This is a genomic window from Streptosporangium album (assembly GCF_014203795.1).
Taxonomy (GTDB): domain Bacteria; phylum Actinomycetota; class Actinomycetes; order Streptosporangiales; family Streptosporangiaceae; genus Streptosporangium; species Streptosporangium album.
The window spans coordinates 345781-370086 of sequence record NZ_JACHJU010000003.1 but is presented as its reverse complement, the minus strand read 5'-3'; the positions used below and the strand labels follow the sequence as shown (position 1 = coordinate 370086).

Sequence of the window (24306 nt, the reverse complement as noted above, 5' to 3'; positions counted from 1 at the left end):
ACCGGCTCTATGTGCTTCCCGTCACGATGCGGCGGGTCCGGCCGACGCCGCCTCCTCGTGATGCTCGCCGATCATGGCGTCGAGCCTGCCGACGAACATGAAAAGGACCACGGCGGCCGCGATCGCGATCCCCGCGAGCGTGAGGAAATACATGGGTTCCGACATGTAGTTCTTCAGCCGGGCGGTCTGCCCGCCCACGGCGTCGCCCACGGAGATGGCGATGAACCACACCCCGAGCATCTGCCCCTTGAACGCCTGCGGGGCGAGCTTGCTGGTGATCGACAGCCCGACGGGGCTCATCGCCAGCTCGCCGAAGACCTGGACGAGGTAGACCAGCACCAGCCACCACACGGAGATCCTGCCGTGCGCGGCCAGCTGGGCGGCCAGGGCCATGACCACGAAGCTCAGCCCGTTCATGAACAGCGCGAAGACGAACTTGTGAGGGGCGGTCACCCGGTTGCCCAGCTTGACCCAGAGCGCCGCGAAGACCGGCACCAGCAGCGCGATGAACAGCGGGTTGAACGCCTGCGTCGTCGCGGCGGTGATCCGGATGCCGAACAGCGTCAGGTCGGTTCTGTCCTGGGCGAAGAACAGCAGCACGGTCGGGGCCAGGTCGTAGAGCATCCAGAAGATGGCGGCGGCGACGAACAGCCAGATGTAGGCCTTCATCCCCGAGCGCTCACCCGGGGTCAGGTTGTGGCTGCCGAACAGGATGTAGCCGAAGTAGGCCACCGGGACGATGAGGATGATCACCGTCACCGCGAGCGCGAAGGTGTCGAGATCGAAGGTGCCGGAGGCCACCCAGACGGCAAGGACGGCGCCGACGACGACGACGGCGACGGCGAGGGCGAGGGCGAAGTGCCGGCGCTCGCGAGGAGACAGCCGGTGGCCGGGCTCATCGCCCACGCCCCTGAGGTGGCGCCGGCCCAGCACGTACTGGGTCAGTCCCAGGGCCATTCCGACCGCCGCCGCGCTGAAGCCCAGGTGCCAGCGGCCGCCCGCGGCCAGCCAGCCGACGATCAGGGGGGCGACGAAGGCGCCGATGTTGATGCCGAGGTAGAAGATGGAGAAGCCCGCGTCCCTGCGCGCGTCGTCGTCCTCGGGGTAGAGCTTGCCGACCATCGCGGAGATGTTGGGCTTCAGCAGCCCGCTCCCGGTGATGATGAGAAGCAGTCCCAGGGCGACGAAGGCGCCCGTGCTGACCGGGATGGCCATGCTGATGTGGCCGCACATGATGATGAAGCCGCCCCACAGCACCGCTCTGCGGGCGCCGAGGATGCGGTCGGCGACCCAGCCGCCGGGCAGGGCGACCAGATAGATCAGGGCGCCGTAGATGCCGACGACCGCCGTGGCGGTCTGCTGCGTCAGGCCCAGGCCGCCCATGGCGGGGGAGGCCGCCATGAAGGTGGCCAGGATGGCGCGGAGGCCGTACCAGCTGAAGCGTTCCCACATCTCGGTGCCGAACAGCGTGGCGAGGCCGCTTGGATGCCCGAAGAAGGTTTTCTCCCGAGCGCCTGTCCCCGATGTCATGTGCCCCCCGCCGTCGCCCTGTGATCGACTCATAACTCTACGTACATCTCTCGCCGGGGCGGTGGGGGCGGTCCCGCATCGTGGTCCTTCTTCTCACTCGCGAGGTCTTGTTCGGAGGGAAGCCGTGTGGTGCGATGCATGCCACTCATGCAAGTGAGCACTTTCAGGAGGCGCGTCATGGCCGGTGTCCTTGAAGAGCGTGCGGCGATCGAGCGGGAGATCGAGGGCCGTACCGTCTGCGCGCGGGTGAAGGAGGCGGCGGAGCAGAATCCCGACGCCCCCGCCTATTCCGATCCGGTCGACGGAGGCTGGGTCACCCTCACCTACGCCGAGGCCCGGCAGCGGGTCCTGGAGATCGCCGCCGGTTTCGTCGCCCTCGGGCTGGAGCCGGGCGAGGCGGTGGCGCTGATGATGGTCAACCGCAGCGAGCACGTCCTGGCCGACCTGGGAGCGGTGCACGCGGGCGGCGTGTCGTGCTCGGTCTACTCCACCTTCGCCCCCGACCAGGTGGCCTTCGTCGCCGGTGACGTCGGCGCGAGGATCGTGGTGCTGGGCGGCCCGGCCGAGCTGGCCAGGTGGGAACCGGTGCTGGACGGGCTGCCCGAGATCCGCAGGATCGTCATGCTGGAGGGCGCTCCGTCCGGTGAGCGTTTCCTGAGCTGGGAGGACTTCCTGGCCCTGGGGCGCGAGCGGCTGGCCTCCGACCCCGCGTCGATCGACGCCCGCTGGCAGGCGGTGACCGCCGACGACCCCCTGACCGTCCTGTACACCTCGGGGACCACCGGCAACCCCAAGGGGGTGCCGCTGACCCACACCAACGTGTTCTTCGAGGTCGTGTCCACCAGCCGGATGGTCGCGCTGCCCGAGGGGGGCACGCAGATCTCCTACCTCACCTACGCCCACATCGCCGAGCGGGTCCTCAGCCTCTACCTGCCGCTGTTCAAGTTCTCCCACACCTACTTCTGCACCGACCTCGCCCAGCTCGGCGCCACTCTCGGCCAGGTCAGACCGGTTCTGTTCTTCGGCGTCCCACGTGTCTGGGAGAAGATGGCGGCCCGTCTGCAGGCGCTGCTGTCCACCCAGTCCGCCGAGCAGCAGGAGAACGTGCGCAACGCCATGACCGCCGGCCTCGCCTACGTCGAGGCCACCCAGTACGGGCGGACGCCCGCCGCGGAGGTGCGGGCCGCCTACGAGCAGGCCGACAGCGCGCTGCTGTCGGTCATCCGGTCGATGATCGGCTTCGACAACGCGACCTGGCTGGCCAGCGCCGCCGCGCCGATGCCGCTGGAGGTCCAGCGCTTCTTCGCCGGTCTGGGCATGCGTGTGCTCGACGTGTACGGCATGACCGAGACGACGGGCGCCTTCACCGCCAACGCCCCCGACCGCTACAAGCTCGGCACGGTCGGCCAGGCCGGACCGGGCGTCGAGGTCCGCATCGCCGAGGACGGGGAGATCGTCACCCGTAGCCCGGCCAACGCCCGCGGTTACCTGAACCGGCCCGAGGCGACCGCCGACCTGCTGGACGAGGACGGCTGGCTGCACACCGGCGACGTGGGCTCCATCGACGACGACGGCTTCGTCAGCATCGTCGACCGCAAGAAGGAGCTCATCATCACCTCCGGCGGTGAGAACATCTCCCCGGCCAACATCGAGAACCACCTCAAGGAGCACCCCCTCATCGGGCAGGCCCTCGCCTACGGCGACGGCAGGCCGTACCCGGTGGCGGTCCTCACCCTCGACGGCGAGGTCGCCCCCGGCTGGGCCCAGGGACGGGGCATCGAGTTCACCACCCTGGCCGAGCTCGCCGAGCACCCCGACGTCCTCAAGACCGTCGAGGTCGCGATCACCGCCGCCAACGAGAAACTCGCCCGCGTCCAGCAGGTCAAGCGCTGGCGTCTGCTGCCGGTGGAGTGGACCGCCGAGACCGAGGAGCTCACGCCGAGCCTGAAGCTCAAGCGCCGTGTCATCCACGCCAAGTACGCCGGGGTCATCGACGAGATGTACGGGAGCTGACTCCGCGGCAGGCGCCCGGCCCGCCGGGGGCCGGCGCCTGCGGGCGGCGCTTTGCCCAATCAGACGTGTGTCGCCTCCTGGATCATTACCGGCCGGTTCCTAGCGTCCTGTCCATGACCTTGAGAATCGTTCTTCCCGTTCTCATGGCGGGGGCCACCGCCGTACCGGCGGGGGCGCCCGCCGGTACGGAGCAGGTCTGGCCGCCCTCCTCCGATCTGGTGATCCGTTCCATAACCCTGAACCCCGGTGCCCCCGTCGTCGGTCCGACCGGCTCGGTGCACCTGGTGATCGAGGTGGTCGCCCGCGGGGTCGCGGGTTCCGCGGGGATGACGGTCCAGGTCGATCCGGGCGCGCCGCCCGGTCCCCTGGAGGGCGCCCGCCCCGAGGCCCAGCTCGGCCCGGTCTCCAGGCCCGGCCCGGCGCCGCAGACCGGTCCGATCTCCGTGTCGCCCTTCGTGGCCTCCATCGTCCCGCCGCGGGCGGCCCGGCCGGTGGGGCCCGCCTGGCCCGCCTCGGGGGAGTGGGAGGTCTGGCGGTTCGAGCCGGACAAGAAGCTGAGCCGCTGGTATCCGGCCGGGCCCTGGGCCGTCGCCGCGACCGCCAGGGGGGTGGACGGTGGCACGGTCACCCGGTATGCCGGCTTCCAACTGAGGCGCGACACCAAGTTCAGTTCGGTCCAGGCGCTCCGGAAGGGGACGGGAGTGGAGGTCAGGGGTGTGCTGAACCGGGTCGATCCGCAGGGATACCTGGACTACGCCCCGTTCTCCGGCCAGACCGTCGAGATCCTGCACCGGGAGGAGGGGCAGGAGAGATGGACGAAATCGGCCGAGGCCACGACCGACGACCAGGGGCACTTCCTGCGGACCGTGACGGGGCACCGCGACGACGAGTGGCGAGCCCGGTTCATGGAGACAGAGCGCTACGCCACCGGCCGGAGTCGCGTCCACAAGGCGGCCCGGCAGTAGCCCACCCGGACCGGTCTCGGGACCGGGCGTCCCTCGACCGGTCTCCGCGCGGCTGTGGGGCGCGCACCGCCGTCAGGCCAGCGCGTGCACCGCCGCGCCGAACAGGGAGGGCATCCGGCGGGCCGCCGGGACGATCAGTCGTGCGGACGTCCGGTGCCGGCGTGTCTCCAGCAGCGCCCCGGTGAGCAGCCGGTGGCGCCGTGACAGCCTCAGCCAGGCGCTCTCGTACGACTGCGGCGCACCGGCGCGCAGGCAGCGCACCAGGGTCTGCGCCGACAGCAGCGCCAGCGAGACCCCCTCGCCGGTGAGGGCGTCGGTGTAGCCGGCCGCGTCGCCGACCAGCAGCACCCGGCCGGCGACCCGGGCGCGCACCCGCTGGCGCAGCGGCCCGGCGCCGCGCACCGGGGTCGCGGCCGGTCCCTCCAGCCGCGCCACAAGGGCGGGGAAATCCGCCAGGTGCTCCAGGTAGCCGCGCCGCCGGGAACTCAGCACGGCGACACCGACGAGGTCCTCGCCCACCGGGGTCACATACGCCTCGCCGTCCGCGGCCCAGTGGACCTCGACGAAATCCGTCCAGGGCGCGACCCGGTAGTGCCGCCGCAGGCCGTACCGGCGTGGGCGGCTGTCGGGAAGCTCCAGCCCCAGCAGGGCGCGTAGCGGGGAGTGCAGGCCGTCCGCCGCCACCAGCCAGCGGGCTCGCAGCCCCGCCGCCCGGACCCCGTCAGATTCCTGACGCACCCCGTCCACCTTGCCCGCGACGATCTCCACTCCCAGCTCGGCCGCCCGCCGGTACAGGGCGGCGTGCAGCGCGGTGCGCCGCACGCCCAGCCCGGGGCCGTCGCGGAACGCGGCCTGCGCCTGGCGACGCCCGTCCAGGTAGCGGATGCCCCGCAGCGTCCGGCCTTCCACCCGCACGCCCAGCGACCGCAGCGCGGCGGCCCCGCTGGGCATCAGCCCCTCGCCGCACGCCTTGTCCACCGGCGTGGACCGGGGTTCGACGACGACCGCCTCCATCCCGGCCAGGGCCGCGTGGATGGCGGTGGCCAGGCCCGCGGGTCCTCCGCCGGCGACCAGGACGTCGATCACGTCGTCACCCGCCCGGGGGGCGCCGGGGCGAGCGAGGAGAGGGCCGCCTCCTCGCACCGGATCCGCACCACCATCAGCGCGGCGTTGAGCACGGTGAAGGTCAGCGCGGTGATCCAGGCACCGTGCACCAGCGGCAGCGCCGCACCCTCCAGGGCCACCGCGACGTAGTTGGGGTGGCGCAGCCAGCGCAGCCGGTAGGGGCCACGCGTCACCGGAGGCAGGCCGGGCACCACGATCACCTGGGTGTTCCACCGGTGGCCCAGCGCGGTGATGCACCACCAGCGCAGCCCCTGCGCGGCGACCACCAGGGCGAGCATCGGCCAGCCGAGCGCCGGGACGAAGGGACGGCCGGCCAGGCCCGCCTCCAGCAGGCACCCGGCCAGCAGGCCGGTGTGCAGGGCCACCATCCACGGGTAGTGGCCGCGCCCGGACACCACTCCGCCACGGGCCAGACTCCACTGCGCGTTGCGGCGCGCGACGACCAGCTCGGCGAGGCGTTCCACGCCCACCAACAGGACAAGTAGCACGTACCAGGACATCGTGGCCCCTACCAGCGCAGCAGGACGAGCTCGGAGCAGAAGCCGGGCCCCATCGCCATGAGCAGGCCCGGCGTGCCCGGCGGTGGTGGCCGCAGGGCGAGGGTGTCCCGCAGGACGTGCAGCACGGAGGAGGAGGACATGTTGCCTGCCTCGGCCAGCGAGCGCCAGGTGAGGTCCAGTGCGCCGTCCGGCAGTCGGAGCGTCTCGGCCACGGCCTCCAGGACCTTCGGGCCGCCGGGGTGGCACACCCAGGCCGTCACGTCCCGCGCCGTCAGGCCGTGCTCGGCGAGGAAGCCGTGCACGTCGTCGGCCAGATAGGTGCGGACCACGTCGGGGACGCTCGCGTCGAGCACCACCTGGAAGCCGGTGTCACGGACGTCCCAGCCCATCACGTCCTCGGAGTCGGGATACAGGTGGCTGCGGGTGGCCAGCACGGACGGGCCCGCCGTCTCGGGCCGCCGTCCGTCGCCGCAGGCCACCACGGCCGTCGCCCCGTCGCCGAACAGGGCGCCGGCGACCAGGTTGGCCGGGGAGGCGTCACCGCGCTGCAGGGTCAGGGAACACAGCTCGACCGAGAGCAGCACGGCCACATGGTCCGGCCAGCCGCGCAGGTAGTCGTGCAGGCGGGCTATCCCGGCGGCTCCCGCCACGCAGCCGAGCCCGAACACCGGGATCCGTTTGACGTCGGGGCGCAGTCCGAGGCGGCCGACCAGTCTGGCGTCCACCGAGGGGGCGGCGATACCGGTCACCGAGGTGAAGAGGATCATGTCCACGTCCTGCGGTGCGAACCCGGCCGCCTCCAGCGCGCCGCCGACCGCCTCGGCCCCCAGCTCGACCGCCGAGCCGATGAAGACGTCGTTGGCCATCCCGAAACCGTCGAGCTTGGCGTACTGGTCCAGGGGCAGGGCCAGATGGCGGTGTTCGACCCGCGCGCTGACGTGCAGCCGGTCCAGTAGGCGGCGGCTGGCGTCCTCGGGTAGGCACACGCGTGCGAACGCATCGGTGATCTCGGCCTGGGAGTGGCGGTTAGGCGGAAGCGCGCCGCGTACGGCGGCGATTCGCGTCATGTGATGATTACCCTCCGGCAAAGGACAGCGGATACCTGCCTTTTGCCCACCTGCGCGTGCAGCATGCCTCACAGGCATGGACGGTGATGCGCCGTCCATGCCGTCTACGATCGATCCGTGACGACGAGCGGGCACGCACCCCGGGAGCGGGGCCAGGCCGGGGGGCGGCCGTTCGGGCTCTCCACCGTCCTGGGGCTGGCGCGGGCCTGCCATCCCGGGCCCACCGCGGCGGTCACCGTCATGGTGACCGCGCTGGCCGTGGCGAGCGGGCGTGAGGTGGCGGGATGCGTCCTGGTGGCCGCCGCCGTACTGACCGGGCAACTGTCCATCGGCTGGTGCAACGACGCGGTGGACGCCGGCCGGGACATCGAAGCGGGCCGCACCGGCAAACCGGTCGCCGACGGCACGGTGAGCGTCCGGGTGGTGTGGTCCGCCGCGGCCGCCGCCCTGGTGCTCTGCGTGCCCCTCTCCTTCGCCTCCGGTCCTGCGGCCGGGACCGTCCACCTCGTGGGCGTCGCCGCGGCCTGGGGCTACGACCTGGGACTGAAGGCCACGGCGCTGTCGTGGCTGCCTTACGTCGTGGGGTTCGGCGTGCTGCCGCCGTTCGTGACACTCGGGCTGCCGGGCCATCCGTGGCCCGCGTGGTGGGCGGTCCTGGCGGCGGCACTGCTCGGCTGCGGCGCGCACCTGGCCAATGTGCTCCCCGACATCTCGGCAGACCTCGCCACCGGGGTCCGCGGCTGGCCGCAACGGCTCGGCACCGCCCGCGTCCGCGCGCTGATCCCCCTGCCGCTGCTCCTGGCGACGGGCCTGCTCGTCTTCGGGCCGCCGGGGCCGGCCGGCATGGGGGGCTGGCTCGCGCTGGCCGGAGCCTGCGCGCTGGCCGGAGCCGGGCTGCTGCTGGGAAGACGGTCGCCGAGGGTTCCCTTCGTGGCCGCGGTCGCCGTGGCGGCGGTCGCCGTGGTGCTCCTGCTCATCCGGGGCACCGAGATCACCGCACTCTGATCCCGGCCGCGCTCTCTGTGATCTTTCGGGGAGCCGCCCTCGCGCCACGTCGTCCGGAGCGGCCCGGATCCGGCCCGGTGAGAACCGTCGCCGAGTGGCCCGGGCAGGAGATCGCCGCCACACCGGGCCGACACCGCGACTTCCTATATTCGACATTGCTCAGCAACCCCAGGCGAATGGAGGAAGCATCATGCCGACTCAGACCGTGGAACTCCCGCAGCTGCCGCCGGCGATGAACACCCTGCCCAGCGTGACCACCGACGCTCCGCACGAGCGCGCGTGGCACCCGCCGTACGCGGCTCCCAGCGCCAGGTAACGGAGAACGAGAGGGCCGGCGGCGGGATGTCCCGCCGCCGGCCCCCGCCGGTGAAATCGAGGTGACAGTCTTTGACTCCCGTATCGACCATCGATCTGATGCTCGGCTCGGACCCGCAGTTCGGCTCGGCCGAGGCGATCGAGGTGAGAAACCTCGCCCGCTATCGGCTGGGCCTGCGGGTGCTGGCCGGGTGCCACCCCCGCGCCGCCGACCGGCTGGAGCGATTGTGCGGGGCGGCCGACGCCGAACTCCGCCCGCTGATGTACGACCCCGTGCTGCGCAACGCCTTCGAAGACGATATGACCGCCCTGGAGAACGGGGCCGACAGGTCACACGGGCTGGTCTGGTACCTGGAGCGGGGCATCGCGGACTCATTCGACGGGCTCGGGCCCTGCGAGCGCCTGGCCCGCCCCCGGGTACGCCCCTGGCCCGACCGTGGCGTCTCGTGGGTGTGGACCGATCTCGAACCGGGCTCCGAACCCGAGCGCGTGCTGGCCCGGCGCCTGGAGACGCTGCTGGCCGGGACGCTCTCGGAGAACGGCTCCGGCAGCCGGGTGACCCCCGACGCCGGCATGCTGGCCGGGCTGGGCCAGGGTGCCGCGCTCCTCGCCGAGCTGCTGCCCCACACGGGCGCCGGCGTGCTGCCGCACATCTCCCTGGCCGGATTCGTCCGCGACGACGAGCCCGGGCCTTCGCGCACGGTACGGCGAGCCGCCGGCGACCGAGTTCGTGGACGTGCCCACCCCCGGCAGTCAGGCGGCCGCCGGGGGTGGGTTCACCACCGGCCTGGAGCGCGTCACTATCTCGGGCGACAGGCCGCCCAGGTGTACGGCGAGATGCTCACCCCCCGGGGCAGGCGGTTCGTCGACTGGCTGCTCGGCGCGGTGGCGCCCATCGCCCCCGGAATTCTGTCCGAACGGGCTCCGGCCGTGGCCGCCGCCGTGAGGTCCGTGAAAGAGGTGGAGCTGGACGCGCGCGGATACCGCCAGGCACAACCGGTGCGGGTATGCCCGACCCCGGCGCAGGGGCAGCTGGTGGCGCTCTCCCCGGATCCGCCGAGGTTCCGGTGGCTGAACGACCACGCATGGCTGATCTACGCCCTGTGTGACGGCCGCGACCTGCCGTCGTTGCGCGAGGGATACCGGCAGGTGGCGGGATCGGGCGACGCCGACCGGCTGGGCTCAGGCGTGGCGGACCTGCTGTCGGCCGGGCTCATCGTTCCCGCGGGCGCGTGACGACGCCGAGCTCGCTGAAGATCTCCTCCGCGGAGTGCAGGTGAGGCCGGGCATTGACGGCGTCGCCCAGGTCGGCGTGTGCCTCGCCGAGATCCCGGTGGGTCTCGGCGAGGCCTCGGCGGTCGCCCAGGCCGGTGCGGATGCGCAGCGCCCGGGCGAAGTGGGCGAACGCCTCCTCGTGACGCCCGAGGCGGTGGTACAGGCCCGCCTCGCGGCGTAGCGCCAGCGCCTCCTGGTAGAGGTCCAGGGCCTCGGCGTAGCGTTCCTGCTCCTCGCGGGCGACACCCAGGTTGTTGAGCGCGTTGGCCTCGCCCTGGGAGTCGCCCGTGCGCCGGTGGACGGCCAGCGCACGCTCGTAGTGGGAGACCGCCTCCTCCAGGTGGCCCAGGTGGCGTGACACGATGCCGAGCAGGTTCAGCGTCCCGCCGGCGGCGTGGTCGTCGCCTGTGCTCTCGTTGACGCGCAGCGCCTCACCCAGTTCGGTGAGGGCCTCGCCGTACCGGCCGAGCAGCCAGAAGACGGTGCCGACGCTGCGCAGCGCGACGATGTGCGCGTCCAGCGTCATGCCCTCCAGGCACAGCCGGTAGCCGCCGGGCTCCCGGACCAGCTGAGGCCCGTGCGTCAACCGGCCACGCAGGCGGGAGACCAGGGAGTAGAGGGTGCTCTCCACGCTGCTCGGCGGCGATGTCCCCCACAGCTCGTCGACCAGGCGCGCGGTCGAGACGACCTGGCCGGCTTGGACGAGCAGGATCGCCAGCAGGGCCCGCTGCTTGGGCGCGGTCAGTGGCACCCGTGCGTCGTAGTGCCAGATCTCCAGATTCCCCAGGATTCCGAAGTCCAACCTGCCCCTTTCGGACCGCCCATCCGACGCGCAAGCCCCGCGCAAGCCGATCTTGGCAGTCTAGATCGAGATTGGTCTCGTCCGAAAACACAGACCCGACCGGTCCTGTTCGGAAGGTGATCCGGCATGCTCGCGATGTTTCACGGGGCCCGATTCGGCCTGCTCGGCCCGCTCCAGGTCTTGCGGGGCGACGGGGAGATCCTCGTCCCCGCGCCCAAGCACCGCGCCGTCCTGGCCATCCTGGCGATCAACGCGGGGCGGCCCGTCTCGGTGGAGCGGATCATAGAGGAGCTCTGGCAGGGCGTCGAGCCCAAGTTCGCCCGCAAGACGCTCCAGGGATATGTCTGGCGGCTGCGCCGCGTGATCGGCGGCGACCTGCTCACGCGCGGGGGCTGCTACGAGTTGCGCGGCGCTCCGCAGGAGACCGACGCGGCCCGGTTCGAGAGACTGCTCGCCGACGGCCGCGGCGCGCTGCTGGCCCGCGACCCCGCACGGGCGCACCGGCGGCTGGGGGCGGCACTTGCCCTGTGGCGCGGACCCGCGCTCGCCGACGTGCCCGCCAGCCCGATGATCAGCGCGTACGCCGACCGGCTGGAAGAGGCGCGGCTGATGGCCTGCGAGGCCGCCCTGGAGGCCGATGTCGAGCTCGGGCGGCATGCGGAGGTGATTCCCGCGCTACGCGAGTTCACCGCCGCGCATCCGCTGCGCGAGTTCTCGCAGGCGCTGCTCATGCTCGCCCTGTACCGGTCGGGCAGACAGTGCGAGGCCCTCACCGTGTACGGCAGGCTGCGGGCGCTGCTGATCGCCGAGCAGGGGCTGGAGCCGGGCATGGCCGTACGGCGACTCCACCAGCGGATCCTCACGGCCGACCCCGGCCTTGACCTTTGAGGTCGTCGACCCTTGAGGTCGTCGGACGAGCAGAATCCGGCGGGTTACCCGGAGCAGGTCCGCACGGGCGTGGCGCGTACCGTACAGGGGAGCGGCGGCGCCGCCGTCCCGGGGCTGAGTGATCCGGTCGTTCACGCGGCGGCGGTCGCAAGCGCCGCGGAGGTCATCGAGATCACTCTTGACGTCTTCTGCGGCGCCCTGCGCTGATCCACCGTGTGGGCTCCGCCCATATCGCGACCTCGGCCTGGCTTTCGTGACGCACGAAACAGGCTCCGGCCGTGGGTTCCTCCGGTTCCATGGCGCGGCACATCCCGGTGATGCGCCTGTCCGCGGTGACGCCGCTGTCGATCGACGACCGGTTTCCCGGTGAACGGAGCCGTAGATTTTTAATTCGGTTGCGGGGGATGGTGGTTCTCTGGCGTCATTGTCGTCGTTGGTGATCGATCGGCTGGAGGGAGGCGATGTGGGGATGACGTACAACGAGGTGATGGGTGGCCGTGCGCCAATCCGCATGTGGGCCGACCCGGCCGAGGTCGAGCCCAACGTGATGCAGCAGCTGCGCAACGTGGCCAACCTGCCGTGGGTGCAGGGGGTCGCGGTGATGCCGGACGTGCACCACGGGATGGGGGCGACGGTGGGATCGGTCATCGCGATGCGGGACGCGGTCTCGCCGGCGGCCGTGGGGGTGGACATCGGGTGCGGGATGAGCGCGGTGAAGAGCTCGTTCAAGGTCGGCAACCTGCCCGACAACCTGGCCTACCTGCGTTCGAAGCTGGAGCAGGCGGTCCCGGTCGGGTTCGGGCACCACAAGAGGCCGGTCGACCCGACCCGGCTGCACGGGTTGAAGACCGCCGACTGGGCGGGCTTCTGGAAGGACTTCGACGCCCTGGCCCCGGCCGTGCACCCCAAGAGGGAGCGCGCCGAGGTGCAGATGGGCACCCTGGGCGGCGGCAACCACTTCCTGGAGCTCTGCGCCGACGACGAGGGCGTGGTCTGGGTCGTGCTGCACTCCGGGTCGCGCAACATCGGCAAGGAGCTGGCGGAGTTCCACATCGGGCAGGCCCAGGGGCTGCCGCACAACCAGGATCTTCCCGACCGTAATCTCGCGGTGTTCGTCGGGGGCACGCCGCAGATGGACGCCTACCGGCGTGACCTGTTCTGGGCGCAGGACTACGCGCGGCGCAACCGGGCCGTCATGATGGCCCTGGCCTGCGACGTGCTCCGGCGCCACCTCTCGGGCATCACCTTCGAGCAGCCGATCTCCTGCCACCACAACTACGTGGCCGAGGAGCGGTACGACGACGTGGATGTGCTCGTCACCCGCAAGGGCGCGATCCGCGCGGGATCCGGCGAGTTCGGCATCATCCCCGGCTCCATGGCGACCGGCACCTACATCGTGAAGGGCCGGGGTAACGCCGATGCGTTCAACTCCGCCTCACACGGTGCCGGTCGCCGGATGAGCCGGACCAAGGCCAAGAAGACCTTCACCCTGACGGACTTCAAGGCGCAGACCGACGGCGTCGAGTGCCGTAAGGACACCGGGGTGATCGATGAGATTCCCGGCGCCTACAAGGACATCGAGTCGGTCATGGCGGCGCAGACCGACCTGGTGGAGGTGGTCGCCCGCCTCCGGCAGCTCATCTGCATCAAGGGCTGAACGGCGGATCATCAAGGAATCAATCGCTTGATGATGTTGTTGGCGGATACGGCCTGACTTTGGGCGGAGGAGGGGGTCGGCCTTAGGCTGGCCTCCTGTCCGGTCAAGGATGAGACGAGGAGGTGACGCCCCATGTTGCAGGACTCGTTCGGCCGGGTGGCGACTGATCTGCGGGTGTCCCTCACCGACCGCTGCAACCTGCGATGTTCCTACTGCATGCCACCCGAGGGCCTTGAATGGCTGCCCAAGCCCGAGCTGCTGACCGCCGACGAGATCGTCCGGCTGGTCACCATCGGGGTGGAGCGCCTGGGCATCACCGAGGTCCGCTACACCGGCGGCGAGCCCCTGCTCCGCCGGGAGTTGGTGGAGGTCGTGGCCCGCACCGCGGCTCTCCGCCCCCTGCCCCACGTCTCGCTCACCACCAACGGTATCGGACTGGCCCGGCTGGCCGCCCCGCTCGCCGAGGCCGGCCTGCACCGGGTCAACGTCTCCCTCGACACCCTCGACCGGGAGACGTTCAAGAAGCTCGCCCATCGCGACCGGCTGGCCGACGTGCTCGACGGTCTCGCCGCGGCCGACGCCGCCGGGCTGCGTCCGGTCAAGGTCAACGCGGTGCTGATGCGCGACGTCAACGACCACGAGGCCGTAGCCCTGCTCGACTACTGCCTTGAGCGGGGCTACGAACTCCGCTTCATCGAGCAGATGCCGCTGGACGCCCAGCACGGCTGGCGCCGGGAGAACATGATCACAGCCGACGAGATCCTCGCCCGGCTGCGGGACGCCTTCGAGTTGACCGACGACAATCCGCTGGAGCGAGGCAGCGCTCCGGCCGAGCTGTTCCTCGTCGCGGGCGGGCCCGCCCGGGTCGGGGTGATCGGCTCGGTCACCCGGCCGTTCTGCGGTGCCTGTGACCGCGTACGGCTGACCGCCGACGGCCAGATCCGCAACTGCCTGTTCGCCACCGACGAGTCCGACCTGCGAGCCGCCATGCGCTCGGGGGCCGACGACGACGAGCTCGCCGAGCGCTGGCTGGCCGCGGTCCGCGGCAAGAAGGCCGGCCATGGCATCGACGACCCCGCCTTCCTGCAGCCGTCCCGCCCGATGTCCGCCATCGGCGGATGACCGCCCGCCACGACGCGTGCATCCTGGCGGGCGGCCTGGCCCGGCGGCTCGGCGGGCGTGACAAGCCGGGCCTGCGCGTCGCCGGCCGCCCGCTGATCGAGTCGGTGGCGGCCGCCGTACCGGACGCCGGGAGACTGATCGTCGTCGGGGCGCGCCGTCCCGGACTGCCGAAGGCCGTCTTCGTGCGGGAGGACCCACCGGGTGGTGGCCCGGTTCCGGCGTTGCGGGCCGGACTGGCCGAGGTGACCGCGCCGTGGGTGGCACTGCTCGCGGCCGATCTGCCGTTCCTGACCGCCGGGCACGTGTCGGCGCTGCTGGACGCGGCGGAGACCGGGGCGGTGCTCGTCGACGACGGCGGACGGGAGCAGTGGCTGGCCGGAGTCTGGCGTACGGCGGAGCTCACCGGGGCACTCGCCCGCTACGAGGGGCGGTCGCTGCACGGGCTGCTCGCCCCGCTGGCCCCCGTCACGCTCCATCTCGCCGGGCAACCGTGGTTCGATTGCGACACGGCGGAGGATCTGCACCGGGCCCGGGAACGCAGGTGTGAACCCCCGGTGAGAACCCGGGTGGACATGCCCGGGGGCAGGATCGGGGAGTGACGGCCCGCGGATGAGCCCGGGGGAGACCCCACGATGGAGGTGTTCGTTGAACGTGCTGGCGGAATGGACCGCGCTGGTCTGCCGGGAGCTGGGCGTCGATCCGGCGAAGGTCGACCGTGACGCGCTGTTGGACCTGACCAAGGAGGTCGCCCACGGAGTGACACGGCCGGCGGCGCCGCTGACGGCGTATCTGCTGGGGCTGGCCCAGGGGGCGGGTTCGGCGCCGCAGGATGCGGTGGAACGGCTGACCGCGCTGGCCCGGGAGTGGGAGAGGACCGCCGCCGAGACGACAGGCGACAGGTAAAGGTCCGGAAAAGGGCGACGCCGGGTGGTTACGGGGGCAAACCACCCGGCGCCGCTTCATCGGCGTTCCGACGGGGGCCCGGAACGCCGGCACCAGTGCCCCGACGGGGGACCAGGGCACTTGGCTAAAGCGTACACCTCCTCCCCCTGGGATGCGTCAAGACTTAGTCACGACCCGATCTCGCGTCGATGGAGTGGGATCTCGCTCTGGTCGGATTCCGTCACGTCAGGGGCGATCGACTTCCCTCGAGGAGGGGCGTTCGCCCCGATCACCGCAACGTATGGTAAAAAGATCGCCCCGGCGAAGAGCAGCAGCCGGACGGGCAATGGGGCGGGCACCGCGAAAGCCAGAATCAGGCAGGCCAGCCGGATCCCCATTTTGATGAAGTAGCTTTTCTCTCGCTTCCCGATGTCCTCGCTCAGCGACGGCTGGGCATCGGTGACCCGGTGAACTACCTGGCGCTTGTGCCATACCTTCACAATTCCAACCTAGTCGCCGGGAGGGGCGGGTCCAACTCCGCCCTCGGACCGGCGCGGAGGGCGTGTGATCATGCGCTCCGGGTAGGGATGACGCATGACGGATCGCACATACCGGGTGACCGAGATCGTCGGCACCTCGGAGGAGAGCCTCGAGGCGGCCATTCGCAACGGCGTCCGCCGTGCCTCCCAGACCCTACGCCACCTCGACTGGTTCGAGGTGACCGAGGTCAGAGGGCACATCGTCGACGGAGAGGTGGGCCACTTCCAGGTCGGCATGAAAGTCGGATTCCGTTTGGAAGACACCTGACCTGTACGCCGGGGCCTCCGGAGACACAGACTTTGGGCATGAGAGATCGACACCGGGTCAGGGGAGCCGCGCTGGCCGCCGGACTGCTGCTGCTCACCGGATGCTCAACCCCGCCGGAAGGACAGGTGACCGCCCCGTCCGCCTCCCCGTCCGCCCCCTCTGTCAATCGCGGCGTCGCGCTCGACCAGACCGCCGCCGACATCCAGCGGACGGTCCGGAGCCTGCGCCAGGTGGACGACCTGCCGCTGTACGAGATGACCTTCCACGGGACCTACGACAGGGAGGCCTCCGTCGGTGAGGAGGACCTCGCCGGACGCGCTGACGGCTGGGCCTGCTCGCTGTTCCACCTGCGGGGGGACCGGCCGATGTTCGGCCGGAACTTCGACTGGGACCCCAACCCGGCGATGGTCGTGCACGCCGACCCCCCCGACGGCTACGCCTCGGTGTCCATGGTCGACCTGGCCTACATGCTCCGCGGCACCGGTGCCGGCACCGGCACTCCCGACCTGTCCGACCCCGGGATCCGCCGCAGGCTGGCCCACGCCGTGCTCACCCCTTTCGACGGGGTGAACGAGAAAGGGCTGGCGGTCGGGATGGCCGCGGTGCCCTACGGCGAGTTGCCCCCCAAGATGAGCGGACGCCCGACGGTCAGCAGCGTGCGGATCATCCGGATGATGCTGGACAAGGCCGAGACCGTGGACGGAGCGGTGGCGATCATGCGCCGCTACAACGTCGACTTCAGCTCCGGCCCGCAGGTCCACTACCTGCTCGCCGACGCCGGCGGGAAGTCCGCCGTCGTGGAGTTCGCCGGCGGCAAGCTCAACGTCATCGAGGACCGGGTCCTGACCAACTTCACCATGACCGGCACCTCCGGCGAGCAGCGGATGGCCGACACCAGGTACGGCAGACTCGCCGCGGGACTACCTTCGGCGAAGAGCCGGCAAGACGGGATGGACCTGCTCCAGCGGGTGGCCCAGGGACACACCCGCTGGTCGGTCGTCTACGACCTCACCGACGCGACCGCCCACGTGGTGACGGCCAAACGCTGGGAGCGGGTGCACACCATCCCGCTCTCCCAGCTCTAATTGGCCTGGCTGACCGTCGACATGTTGAAGTCGGGCACCCGGAGTGCGGGCATCACCGTGCGGGTGAAGTAGTCGTTCCACTCACGCGGCAGGGTCTGCTCCGCGGCGCCGACCTCGGTGAGACGGCCGAGCAGGTCCACGGGACTCTCGTTGAAGCGGAAGTTGTTCACCTCGCCGACGACCTTCCCGTTCTCCACCAGATAGACGCCGTCACGGGTCAGCCCGGTGAGCAACAGGCTCTGCGGGTCGACCTCGCGGATGTACCACAGGCAGGTGAGCAGCAGACCGCGCTCGGTGGAGGAGATCATCTCCTCCAGCGACCGGCCGTCCCCGGCCCCCTCCATGATCAGGTTGTCGATCGCCGGGGTCACCGGCAGCCCGGTCAGCTCGGCCGAGTGCCGGGTCTGGATCAGGCTCGCCAGGGTGCCGTCGGCGATCCAGTCGGTGGGCGCCAGCGGCAGGGCGTTGTCGAACACCGAGCTCTGCCGGCCGGAGGTGTGCGCCACCACGGCCGGCGCGCACGCGACGCCCGGTGCGGCCGGATCGCTGTACAGGCGGATCGGCAGCGGGGAGAGGGTCTCTCCGACGCGGGTCCCGCCTCCGGGCTTGGAGAAGACCGTACGGCCCTCCAAGGCGTCCCGGGCGCCGGCGGTCCAGTACAGGTAGATCATCAGGTCGGCCACGGCCGTCGGCGGCAGGAGCGTCTCGTACCGGCCCGCGGGCAGGTCGATCCGGTTCTTCGCCCACTCCAGCCGCTGGGCGAGCGAGGCGTCCAGTGCCGCCACGTCCACGTCCGCGAAGTCGCGGGTCGCCACGCCCGTCCACGCCGAGCGCTTCATGTCCGGAGACTTGGCGTTGAGCTCCAGTCGGCCGGTGGGCTGGGCGTGCCGGAGCCGGGCCCCGGCCGAGGTGCCCACGAAGGTGGTGGTGACGATGTGCTCGGCGAAGCCGTACAGCTTGCGCCCGCCCGCCTCGGCCCTGGCGAAGGCGTCACCCAGGGCGGGGGCGAAGGCGCCGAACACCCCGATGGACGTGGGCTCGGCGGGCAGGTCCCAGTCGGCGGAGCGGGTCCCCTCGACCAGAGGCCGGGCGTCCTCGGACGGGGGCGCGTCCTCAGCGGCGTGGTCGGCCGCCGCGACGATGTCGGCGAGCTGCTCGGGGCGGACCGCCGCCCGCGACACCACGCCCACCCCCCGTCCCACGACCGAGATCACCGTGAGCTGCGCGGAGCGGCCCACGCCGTTGGTGGTGAGCGTGTTGCCCGCGAAGCGCAGGTTCGCGCTGGAGCGCTCGTCCACGATCACGACGACGTCGTCGGCCGTGGAGAGGTCCAGGGCCTTTTCGATCATCTCCTGAGGGCTCATCCCGCTCCCTTCGCGACGGCCGGCCGAGGCGTCCGTCGCTGTGCCGTGTCCGTTCACTTCCCACTCTCCTGCAGCGTGTTGAGGATGCGCACGTTGCGGAAGAGCGCCGACGGGCAGCCGTGGCTGACCGGGGCGACCTGCCCGGGCTGGCCCTTGCCGCAGTTGAACGCGCCGCCCAGCACGTAGGTCTGCGGTCCGCCGACGGCAGCCATGGACCGCCAGAAGTCGGTGGTCGTGGCCTGGTAGGCGACGTCGCGGACCTGGCCGGCGAGCCGGCCGTTCTCGATCCGGTAGAACCGCTGGCCGGTGAACTGGAAGTTGTACCTCTGCATGTCGATGGACCAGCTCTTGTCGCCCACGACGTAGATGCCGCGCTCCACCCCGGAGATCAGCCCCTCGGTGGAGGGACCGTCGGGGGCCGGCAGCAGCGAGACGTTGGCCATGCGCTGGATCGGCATGTTGCCGGGTGAGTCGGCGAAGGCGCAGCCGTTGGAGGCGCCGAGGCCCTTCAGACGCGCCATCCGCCGGTCAAGCTGGTAACCGGTCAGGACTCCGCCGGAGACGATGTCGAACCGTCTGGTCGCCACCCCCTCGTCGTCGTAGCCGATCGTGGACAGGCCGTGCTCCGTCGTGCGGTCGCCGACCACGTTCATGACCTGCGAGCCGTACACGAGCTTGTCGAGCTGGTCGAAGGTGGCGAAGCTGGTGCCGGCGTAGGCGGCCTCGTAGCCGAGGGCACGGTCCAGCTCGGTGGCGTGCCCGATGGACTCGTGGATCGTCAGCCACAGGTTGGACGGGTCGACGACAAGGTCGTACTGTCCCGCCTCGACGGACGGCGCCCTGAGCTTCTCCTCCAGGAGCTCGGGAAGCCGGGCGAGCTCGCCGGGGAAGTCCCAGGCGGTGCCGGTGAGGTATTCGTACCCCCGGCCGACCGGGGGGGCCAGGGTGCGCATCGTCTCGAAACGCCCGTCCGCCGTCTTCATCACCTCCAGCTCGGGGTACAGGCGCACCCGTTGCTGGGTGGTGGAGGTGCCTGCGGTGTCGGCATAGAACTTCTGCTCCTTGACCTGCTGCAGCGAGGCCTGCACGTGGTCCACGCGCGGATCTCTCAACAGGCCGTCGGACCAGCCGGCGAGCAGGGTGACCTTGTCGCGCATCGGCACCTCGAACGGATCGACGTCGTAGGCCGAGACCCAGGTGACGTCGGAGTGGACCGGTTCGGGAGCCAGCTCGATGGGCTCGCGGTTGACGGCCGCGGAGATGACGGCCACCTCCACGGCCTGCTCGGCGACCTTCACGGCCGCCTCGGGGGTGAGGTCGATTCCGGACGCGAAACCCCACGTGCCGTTCTTGACGACCCGTACGGCGTAGCCGAGATCGTCGGCGTCGATGGAGCCTTCGAGCGACGCGTCGGACAGGCGCAGGGTCTCCGCGCGGACGCGTTCAAGCCGGAAGTCGGCGTGCTCGGCGCCGAGGTCGCGGGCGCGCTGCAGGGCCGCGTCCGCCAGCCGCCTCATGGGCAGAGCGAGGAAATCGGGATCGATCTGGCGCATGTCGACGATCCTAACCCTGTGATCTTGTCCCTCACGGACAACTGGTTTACCCCCGAGTAGCCGATAGCGTCAGGTCCATGGCTCGATCTGTTCTCGTAACCGGCGGCAATCGCGGCATCGGCCTCGCGATCGCCCGCCAGCTCGCCCAGGCCGGTGACGCGGTCGCCGTGACCTACCGCTCCGGGGAGCCCCCAGAGGGGCTGTTCGGCGTGCGATGCGATGTGACCAGCATGGCCGATGTCGATGCGGCGTTCGAGAAGGTCGAGGCCGAGCACGGCCCGGTCGAGGTGCTCGTCGCCAACGCTGGCATCACCAGGGACACGCTGCTGCCGATGATGAAGGAGGAGACCTTCACCGACGTCATCGACGCCAACCTGACCGGCGCCTACCGGGTGGCCAAGCGCGCCACACGCGGCATGCTGCGGCTCAAGCGGGGCCGGATCGTGCTGGTCTCCTCGGTGGTGGCCATGCTCGGCTCGGCGGGGCAGAGCAACTACGCCGCCTCCAAGGCCGGGCTGATCGGCTTCGCCCGGTCCGTGGCACGGGAGCTCGGCTCGCGCGGCATCACGGTCAACGTGGTCTCCCCGGGGTTCGTGGAGACCGACATGACGGCCGCGCTGGATGAGACCCATCAGGAGCAGATCCGCAAGAACATCCCGCTGGGCCGCTACGCGAGCGCCGACGAGATCGCACGCGTGGTCAGGTTCCTGGCCAGCGAGGACGCCGCCTACATCACCGGGGCCGTCATCCCCGTCGATGGCGGCCTGGGAATGGGGCACTGACATGGGAATCCTCGAAGGCAAGCGCATTCTGGTCACCGGCGTCCTCACCGACGCCTCCATCGCCTTCTCCGTCGCCAAGCTGGCCCAGGAAGAGGGCGCGCAGGTCGTGCTGACCGGTTTCGGCCGCCTCAGCCTGGTCGAGCGCATCGCCAAGCGGCTCCCCGAGCCGCCGCCGGTGATCGAGCTGGACGTGCAGAACATCGAGCACCTCGACTCGCTGGCCGATCGCGTCGGCGAGCACCTGGACGGCCTCGACGGCGTGGTCCACTCCATCGGCTTCGCCCCCCAGAGCTGCCTCGGCGGCAACTTCCTGAACACCCCGTGGGAGGACGTGGCGACCGCCCTGCACATCTCGACCTACTCGTTCAAGTCGCTGGCGGTCGCCTGCCTGCCCCTGATGAAGGAGGGCGGCGCGGTCGTCGGGCTCGATTTCGACGCCAGCAAGGCCTGGCCCGTGTACGACTGGATGGGCGTGGCCAAGGCGGGCCTGGAGTCGTGCTCCCGCTACCTGGCCCGTGATCTCGCCAAGCACGCGATCCGCGTCAACCTGGTGGCGGCCGGGCCGCTGCGCACCATGGCGGCCAAGAGCATCCCCGGCTTCAAGGAGTTCGAGGACAGCTGGCCGGAGAAGGCGCCCCTCGGCTGGGACCTGGGTGACACCGTGCCCGCGGCCAAGGCCTGCCTGGCGCTGATGTCTGACTGGTTCCCGGCCACGACGGGCGAGATCGTGCACGTCGACGGTGGCATGCACGCGATCGGCGCCTAGCCTCGGCGGGGCTCGGCGCCCGGCGGAGTATGGCTAGGCCGTCCGGTGCCGCCCCGCCTTGAAAGGTTCCAGCGGTATCGACTCCTCGCCGGTCCGCCTGGTGTACAACACGCGGACGGCGAGGATCGCCGCGATCAGCAGGATGGTGGTGAGCACGGTGCCCAGCGTGTCCGATGACCGGGTGGGGGTGACGGCCCGCTCGCCCGGCGGCGTTCCCTTCAGGAGTTCCTGCATGCGTCTCTGGAACTCCTGCATGGCCGTTCCCGGCCACAGCAGATCGACCCGGGGCGCCTCGGCGTCGATCACGGGAGACGGCTGAGGGACCACCGGGTCGTCCATGTCGGCGGTGCGCGTCCGGGGCTCCGGCGGGCGCAGTGGCTCGGTCGGCAACGGCGCGGCCTTGTCTCTGTCCGGCTCCGGCTCCGGCTCGGCGGTCCGCGAGGGACGGGGACGCGATCGCGTGGCCGGTTCCTCTGCTTTCTCCGTCTCCTGCGCGTTCTCCGTCCTCTCCGGGGCGGAGATCGCCGACGGGCCCATGCATTCGGGAGAGGCCACCAGCGGGAGGCAGACGTCGTCGAGGGTCTTGGGCAGTAGCCCGTCGTTCCCGGCTCCGTCCGTCGCGGCCTTGGTGTCCGGGGCGGAGGAGGGCCGAGCGTCGTCGGCGGTGGTCTCCTGGGCGGTGCCGGGGCCGCCGCCGTCGGGGCCGGGGGACGCACCGGTGCCGGTGAGCCCGTTCACGACGTCGCCGACGGTGCCCACGGCCCTGCAGAGCCCGCTGGTTATCCCGCCGAGCAGCCCGCCGCCGTCACAGTCGGCCTGCGTGACGGCGGCCGCGGAAGTGGCCGTGACCACGGTGATTCCGCCGCCCAACGTCAGCATCAGCACACCGGCAAAGATCGCGGTCCGCACCTGTCCCCCCCTCGCCGATCAACGACGGAGTCTTACCGAGACCCGGGCGCCCCCGCCCGTCAACTCCATCGACAGTGTTACGGGGAGGCTCGGACTTTCCAGGCGAAGTTGCGATTCGGTATCGAGTAGTGATAAGTGAGACGGATTCTCGTTCTGTCTCCATCTCTCGTCCGGCCTTCCCGATCTCAGTCGGCCGAGACGTCGTCGAGCGCCTCCCTGATCTCCACGGGCAGGGTGAGGTCCTCTGCCAGGAGCACGCCGGCCAGCTGGGCCTGGGTGCGGGCGCCGACGATGGCGGACGTCACTCCCGGCTGGTCACGGACCCAGGACAGGGCGACCGACAGCGGCGAGACGCCGAGCCCCTCGGCTGCGGTCGTCACCGACTCCACGACCCGGCGGCACCTCTCGTCCAGATAGGGCGTGACGAAGTCGGCGAAGTGGGGGGTGGCCGCCCGGGAGTCGGCGGGAATGCCGGTGCGGTACTTGCCGGTGAGGACGCCCCGGCCGAGCGGCGACCAGGCGAGCACCCCGGCGCCGACGTGCTCGGCTGCCGGGATCAGCTCGCGTTCGGCCTCCCTGGCCAGCAGGGAGTATTCGACCTGGGCCGCGACGATCGGCACCCGGCCGGGGACCGCACGCTGGCCGGCGGCGGCGACCGCCAGCTGCCAGCCGGTGTAGTCGCACACCCCGGCGTAGGCCGCCCGTCCCGAGGACACGATGGCGTCCACCGCGGCCAGGGTCTCCTCCAGGGGCACATCCGGGTCGAAGGCATGGAGTTGCCACAACTCCACCTCGTCGACCCCGAGACGGGTCAGCGAGGCGTCGATGGCGGCGATCAGGTGCTTCCTGGAGGCGTCGCGCGGCCGGCGGCCGGTGGGGGTGAGCACCGACTTGGTGGACAGCACCAGCTCCGAGCGTGGTACCGCGTCGCGGATCAGCCGGCCGAGCAGCCTCTCGGCCTCGCCGCCCGTGTAGACGTCCGCGGTGTCGATGAGGGTGCCACCGGCTTCGGCGAACGTGCGGAGCTGCGCCGCGGCCTCCTCGGCTCCGGTGTCACGCCCCCATGTCATCGTCCCCAGTCCAAGGCGGGATACCGACAAGCCGCTGCGGCCCACATAGCGCTGCTCCATGATCCGGCCAGATTACCGGTCGGGCCGTTAAAAGTAGTGGAGTGAGGCCTGCAAGACTTGGGCACGTGACGACCTTGTTGCTGGCCAGACACGGCCTTACGCATCTCACCGGTCCGGTGCTGGCCGGCTGGACCCCCGACGTCCATCTCAGCGAGGCCGGTCAGGCGCAGGCGGACGCGCTGGCCGTACGGCTGGCGCCGCTGGAGCTGGACGCGATCGTCTCCAGCCCGCTGGAGCGCTGTCAGGAGACCGCCCAGGCGGTCGCCGGCGGGCGCCCCGCCGAGGTGCTGACCGAGGAGAGGTTCGGGGAATGCCACTACGGCGACTGGACGGGCCGCCCGCTCGGCGAGCTGTCGAAGGATCCACTCTGGCAGGTCGTGCAGACCCATCCGAGCGCGGTGACCTTCCCCGGAGGGGAGTCGCTCTCCGCCGTCCAGCACCGGGCGGTGACCGCGGTCAGAGAGTGGAACGAGCGCCTGGGGCCGGACGCGGTCTATCTCGTCTGCAGCCATGGAGACGTGATCAAGGCCATCGTGGCGGATGCGATGGGTCTCCACCTGGACCAGTTCCAGCGGATAACCGTGGATCCCGCGTCGCTCACCGCGATCCGCTACACCCCCCTGCGTCCCTTCGTGCTCAGGCTCAACGACCTCGGGGGAGGTGTGGCAGGTCTCCGGCCTCCGGAGGATTCGGAACATAAAGACGGGGGAGAAAACTTCACCGGGAGCGATGCCGCAGTCGGCGGCGGAGCCGGGACCACGTAA

At 71.0% G+C, this 24306-nt stretch carries 26 protein-coding genes; 16 read left to right on the top strand and 10 right to left on the bottom strand.

The annotated features are described in order from the left end of the window. Window positions 1-21 precede the first annotated feature (21 nt). Window positions 22-1530, bottom strand: coding sequence for a peptide MFS transporter (locus FHR32_RS31570; protein ID WP_184758181.1), 1509 nt, complete (start codon window positions 1528-1530; stop codon window positions 22-24). Between the two features lie 177 nt (window positions 1531-1707). Between FHR32_RS31570 and FHR32_RS31565 the strand changes: the two genes are divergently transcribed. Together FHR32_RS31565 and FHR32_RS31560 are read left to right on the top strand one after the other, a co-directional pair. Further along, a complete protein-coding gene (locus FHR32_RS31565) occupies window positions 1708-3543 on the top strand; it encodes an AMP-dependent synthetase/ligase (RefSeq protein WP_184758180.1) in 1836 nt (611 codons plus the stop codon). 113 nt (window positions 3544-3656) lie between these two features. Beyond that, window positions 3657-4508, top strand: coding sequence for a hypothetical protein (locus FHR32_RS31560; protein ID WP_184758179.1), 852 nt, complete (start codon window positions 3657-3659; stop codon window positions 4506-4508). Between the two features lie 72 nt (window positions 4509-4580). On the opposite strand, the gene FHR32_RS31555 is transcribed toward FHR32_RS31560, so the two are convergent. From FHR32_RS31555 to FHR32_RS31545, 3 genes are read right to left on the bottom strand one after another with little or no spacing between them, the layout of a single operon-like run. Next, window positions 4581-5594, bottom strand: a complete 1014-nt coding sequence (locus tag FHR32_RS31555) for an NAD(P)/FAD-dependent oxidoreductase (RefSeq protein ID WP_184758178.1) — start codon at window positions 5592-5594, stop codon at window positions 4581-4583. Then, the gene (locus FHR32_RS31550; RefSeq protein WP_184758177.1) at window positions 5591-6133 is read right to left on the bottom strand and encodes an isoprenylcysteine carboxyl methyltransferase family protein; all 543 of its coding nucleotides are present in this window, start codon (window positions 6131-6133) and stop codon (window positions 5591-5593) included. The genes FHR32_RS31555 and FHR32_RS31550 overlap by 4 nt, the downstream gene beginning before the upstream one ends. Window positions 6134-6141: 8 nt before the next feature. Continuing rightward, complete coding sequence (locus FHR32_RS31545; RefSeq protein ID WP_184758176.1) at window positions 6142-7200, bottom strand: type III polyketide synthase; 1059 nt, start codon at window positions 7198-7200, stop codon at window positions 6142-6144. Window positions 7201-7317: 117 nt separating this feature from the next. Between FHR32_RS31545 and FHR32_RS31540 the strand changes: the two genes are divergently transcribed. From FHR32_RS31540 to FHR32_RS31535, 3 genes are all read left to right on the top strand, one after another. Further along, on the top strand, window positions 7318-8205 hold the full coding sequence (locus FHR32_RS31540) for a UbiA family prenyltransferase (RefSeq protein ID WP_312882790.1): 888 nt from the start codon (window positions 7318-7320) through the stop codon (window positions 8203-8205). A 190-nt stretch (window positions 8206-8395) separates the two neighbouring features. Next, a complete protein-coding gene (locus FHR32_RS46220) occupies window positions 8396-8521 on the top strand; it encodes a hypothetical protein (protein WP_281391108.1) in 126 nt (41 codons plus the stop codon). A gap of 71 nt (window positions 8522-8592) precedes the next feature. Next, window positions 8593-9756 carry a hypothetical protein gene (locus FHR32_RS31535; RefSeq protein ID WP_184758175.1) on the top strand — a complete coding sequence of 388 codons (1164 nt, stop codon included), beginning with the start codon at window positions 8593-8595 and terminating at the stop codon, window positions 9754-9756. Here FHR32_RS31535 and FHR32_RS31530 read toward each other — a convergent pair. Beyond that, a complete protein-coding gene (locus tag FHR32_RS31530) occupies window positions 9734-10597 on the bottom strand; it encodes an AfsR/SARP family transcriptional regulator (RefSeq protein WP_184758174.1) in 864 nt (287 codons plus the stop codon). The genes FHR32_RS31535 and FHR32_RS31530 overlap by 23 nt on opposite strands. 126 nt (window positions 10598-10723) lie before the next feature. On the opposite strand from FHR32_RS31530, the gene FHR32_RS31525 reads away from it, so the two are divergent. From FHR32_RS31525 to FHR32_RS31500, 6 genes are all read left to right on the top strand, one after another. Beyond that, on the top strand, window positions 10724-11485 hold the full coding sequence (locus tag FHR32_RS31525; protein ID WP_184758173.1) for an AfsR/SARP family transcriptional regulator: 762 nt from the start codon (window positions 10724-10726) through the stop codon (window positions 11483-11485). A 12-nt stretch (window positions 11486-11497) separates the two neighbouring features. Then, window positions 11498-11692 carry a hypothetical protein gene (locus FHR32_RS31520; protein WP_184758172.1) on the top strand — a complete coding sequence of 65 codons (195 nt, stop codon included), beginning with the start codon at window positions 11498-11500 and terminating at the stop codon, window positions 11690-11692. A gap of 262 nt (window positions 11693-11954) precedes the next feature. Next, entirely contained in the window at window positions 11955-13142 is a 1188-nt protein-coding gene (locus FHR32_RS31515; RefSeq protein ID WP_184758171.1) for an RtcB family protein, read from the top strand. A gap of 132 nt (window positions 13143-13274) precedes the next feature. Beyond that, the gene (gene moaA, locus FHR32_RS31510; protein ID WP_184758170.1) at window positions 13275-14264 is read left to right on the top strand and encodes a GTP 3',8-cyclase MoaA; all 990 of its coding nucleotides are present in this window, start codon (window positions 13275-13277) and stop codon (window positions 14262-14264) included. Then, a complete protein-coding gene (mobA, locus tag FHR32_RS31505) occupies window positions 14261-14863 on the top strand; it encodes a molybdenum cofactor guanylyltransferase (protein WP_184758169.1) in 603 nt (200 codons plus the stop codon). The genes moaA and mobA overlap by 4 nt, the downstream gene beginning before the upstream one ends. A gap of 52 nt (window positions 14864-14915) precedes the next feature. Next, entirely contained in the window at window positions 14916-15167 is a 252-nt protein-coding gene (locus FHR32_RS31500; protein WP_312882828.1) for a DUF6457 domain-containing protein, read from the top strand. Window positions 15168-15334: 167 nt separating this feature from the next. Here FHR32_RS31500 and FHR32_RS31495 read toward each other — a convergent pair whose 3' ends face one another. Beyond that, complete coding sequence (locus FHR32_RS31495; protein WP_184758167.1) at window positions 15335-15646, bottom strand: DUF3099 domain-containing protein; 312 nt, start codon at window positions 15644-15646, stop codon at window positions 15335-15337. A gap of 94 nt (window positions 15647-15740) precedes the next feature. Here FHR32_RS31495 and FHR32_RS31490 point away from each other — a divergent pair, with 94 nt between their 5' ends. Together FHR32_RS31490 and FHR32_RS31485 are read left to right on the top strand one after the other, a co-directional pair. Continuing rightward, on the top strand, window positions 15741-15953 hold the full coding sequence (locus FHR32_RS31490; protein ID WP_184758166.1) for a dodecin: 213 nt from the start codon (window positions 15741-15743) through the stop codon (window positions 15951-15953). Between the two features lie 38 nt (window positions 15954-15991). Further along, window positions 15992-17038, top strand: a complete 1047-nt coding sequence (locus tag FHR32_RS31485) for a carcinine hydrolase/isopenicillin-N N-acyltransferase family protein (RefSeq protein WP_184758165.1) — start codon at window positions 15992-15994, stop codon at window positions 17036-17038. Here FHR32_RS31485 and FHR32_RS31480 read toward each other — a convergent pair. Continuing rightward, on the bottom strand, window positions 17035-18402 hold the full coding sequence (locus FHR32_RS31480; RefSeq protein ID WP_184758164.1) for a metallopeptidase TldD-related protein: 1368 nt from the start codon (window positions 18400-18402) through the stop codon (window positions 17035-17037). The two genes, FHR32_RS31485 and FHR32_RS31480, sit on opposite strands and share 4 nt — an antisense overlap. A 53-nt stretch (window positions 18403-18455) precedes the next feature. Next, window positions 18456-19955, bottom strand: coding sequence for a TldD/PmbA family protein (locus FHR32_RS31475; protein ID WP_184758163.1), 1500 nt, complete (start codon window positions 19953-19955; stop codon window positions 18456-18458). 77 nt (window positions 19956-20032) lie between these two features. On the opposite strand from FHR32_RS31475, the gene FHR32_RS31470 reads away from it, so the two are divergent. Together FHR32_RS31470 and fabI are read left to right on the top strand one after the other, a co-directional pair. Beyond that, window positions 20033-20737, top strand: a complete 705-nt coding sequence (locus FHR32_RS31470) for a beta-ketoacyl-ACP reductase (protein ID WP_184758162.1) — start codon at window positions 20033-20035, stop codon at window positions 20735-20737. 1 nt (window position 20738) lies between these two features. Beyond that, on the top strand, window positions 20739-21503 hold the full coding sequence (fabI, locus tag FHR32_RS31465) for an enoyl-ACP reductase FabI (RefSeq protein ID WP_184758161.1): 765 nt from the start codon (window positions 20739-20741) through the stop codon (window positions 21501-21503). Between the two features lie 33 nt (window positions 21504-21536). Here the strand turns inward: fabI and FHR32_RS31460 are convergent, their stop codons facing one another. Then, complete coding sequence (locus FHR32_RS31460) at window positions 21537-22412, bottom strand: hypothetical protein (protein ID WP_184758160.1); 876 nt, start codon at window positions 22410-22412, stop codon at window positions 21537-21539. A 185-nt stretch (window positions 22413-22597) separates the two neighbouring features. After that, window positions 22598-23542: an aldo/keto reductase gene (locus FHR32_RS31455; protein ID WP_184758159.1), complete on the bottom strand. Its 945-nt coding sequence runs from the start codon at window positions 23540-23542 to the stop codon at window positions 22598-22600. A gap of 65 nt (window positions 23543-23607) precedes the next feature. Between FHR32_RS31455 and FHR32_RS31450 the strand changes: the two genes are divergently transcribed. Beyond that, complete coding sequence (locus FHR32_RS31450; protein ID WP_184758158.1) at window positions 23608-24306, top strand: histidine phosphatase family protein; 699 nt, start codon at window positions 23608-23610, stop codon at window positions 24304-24306.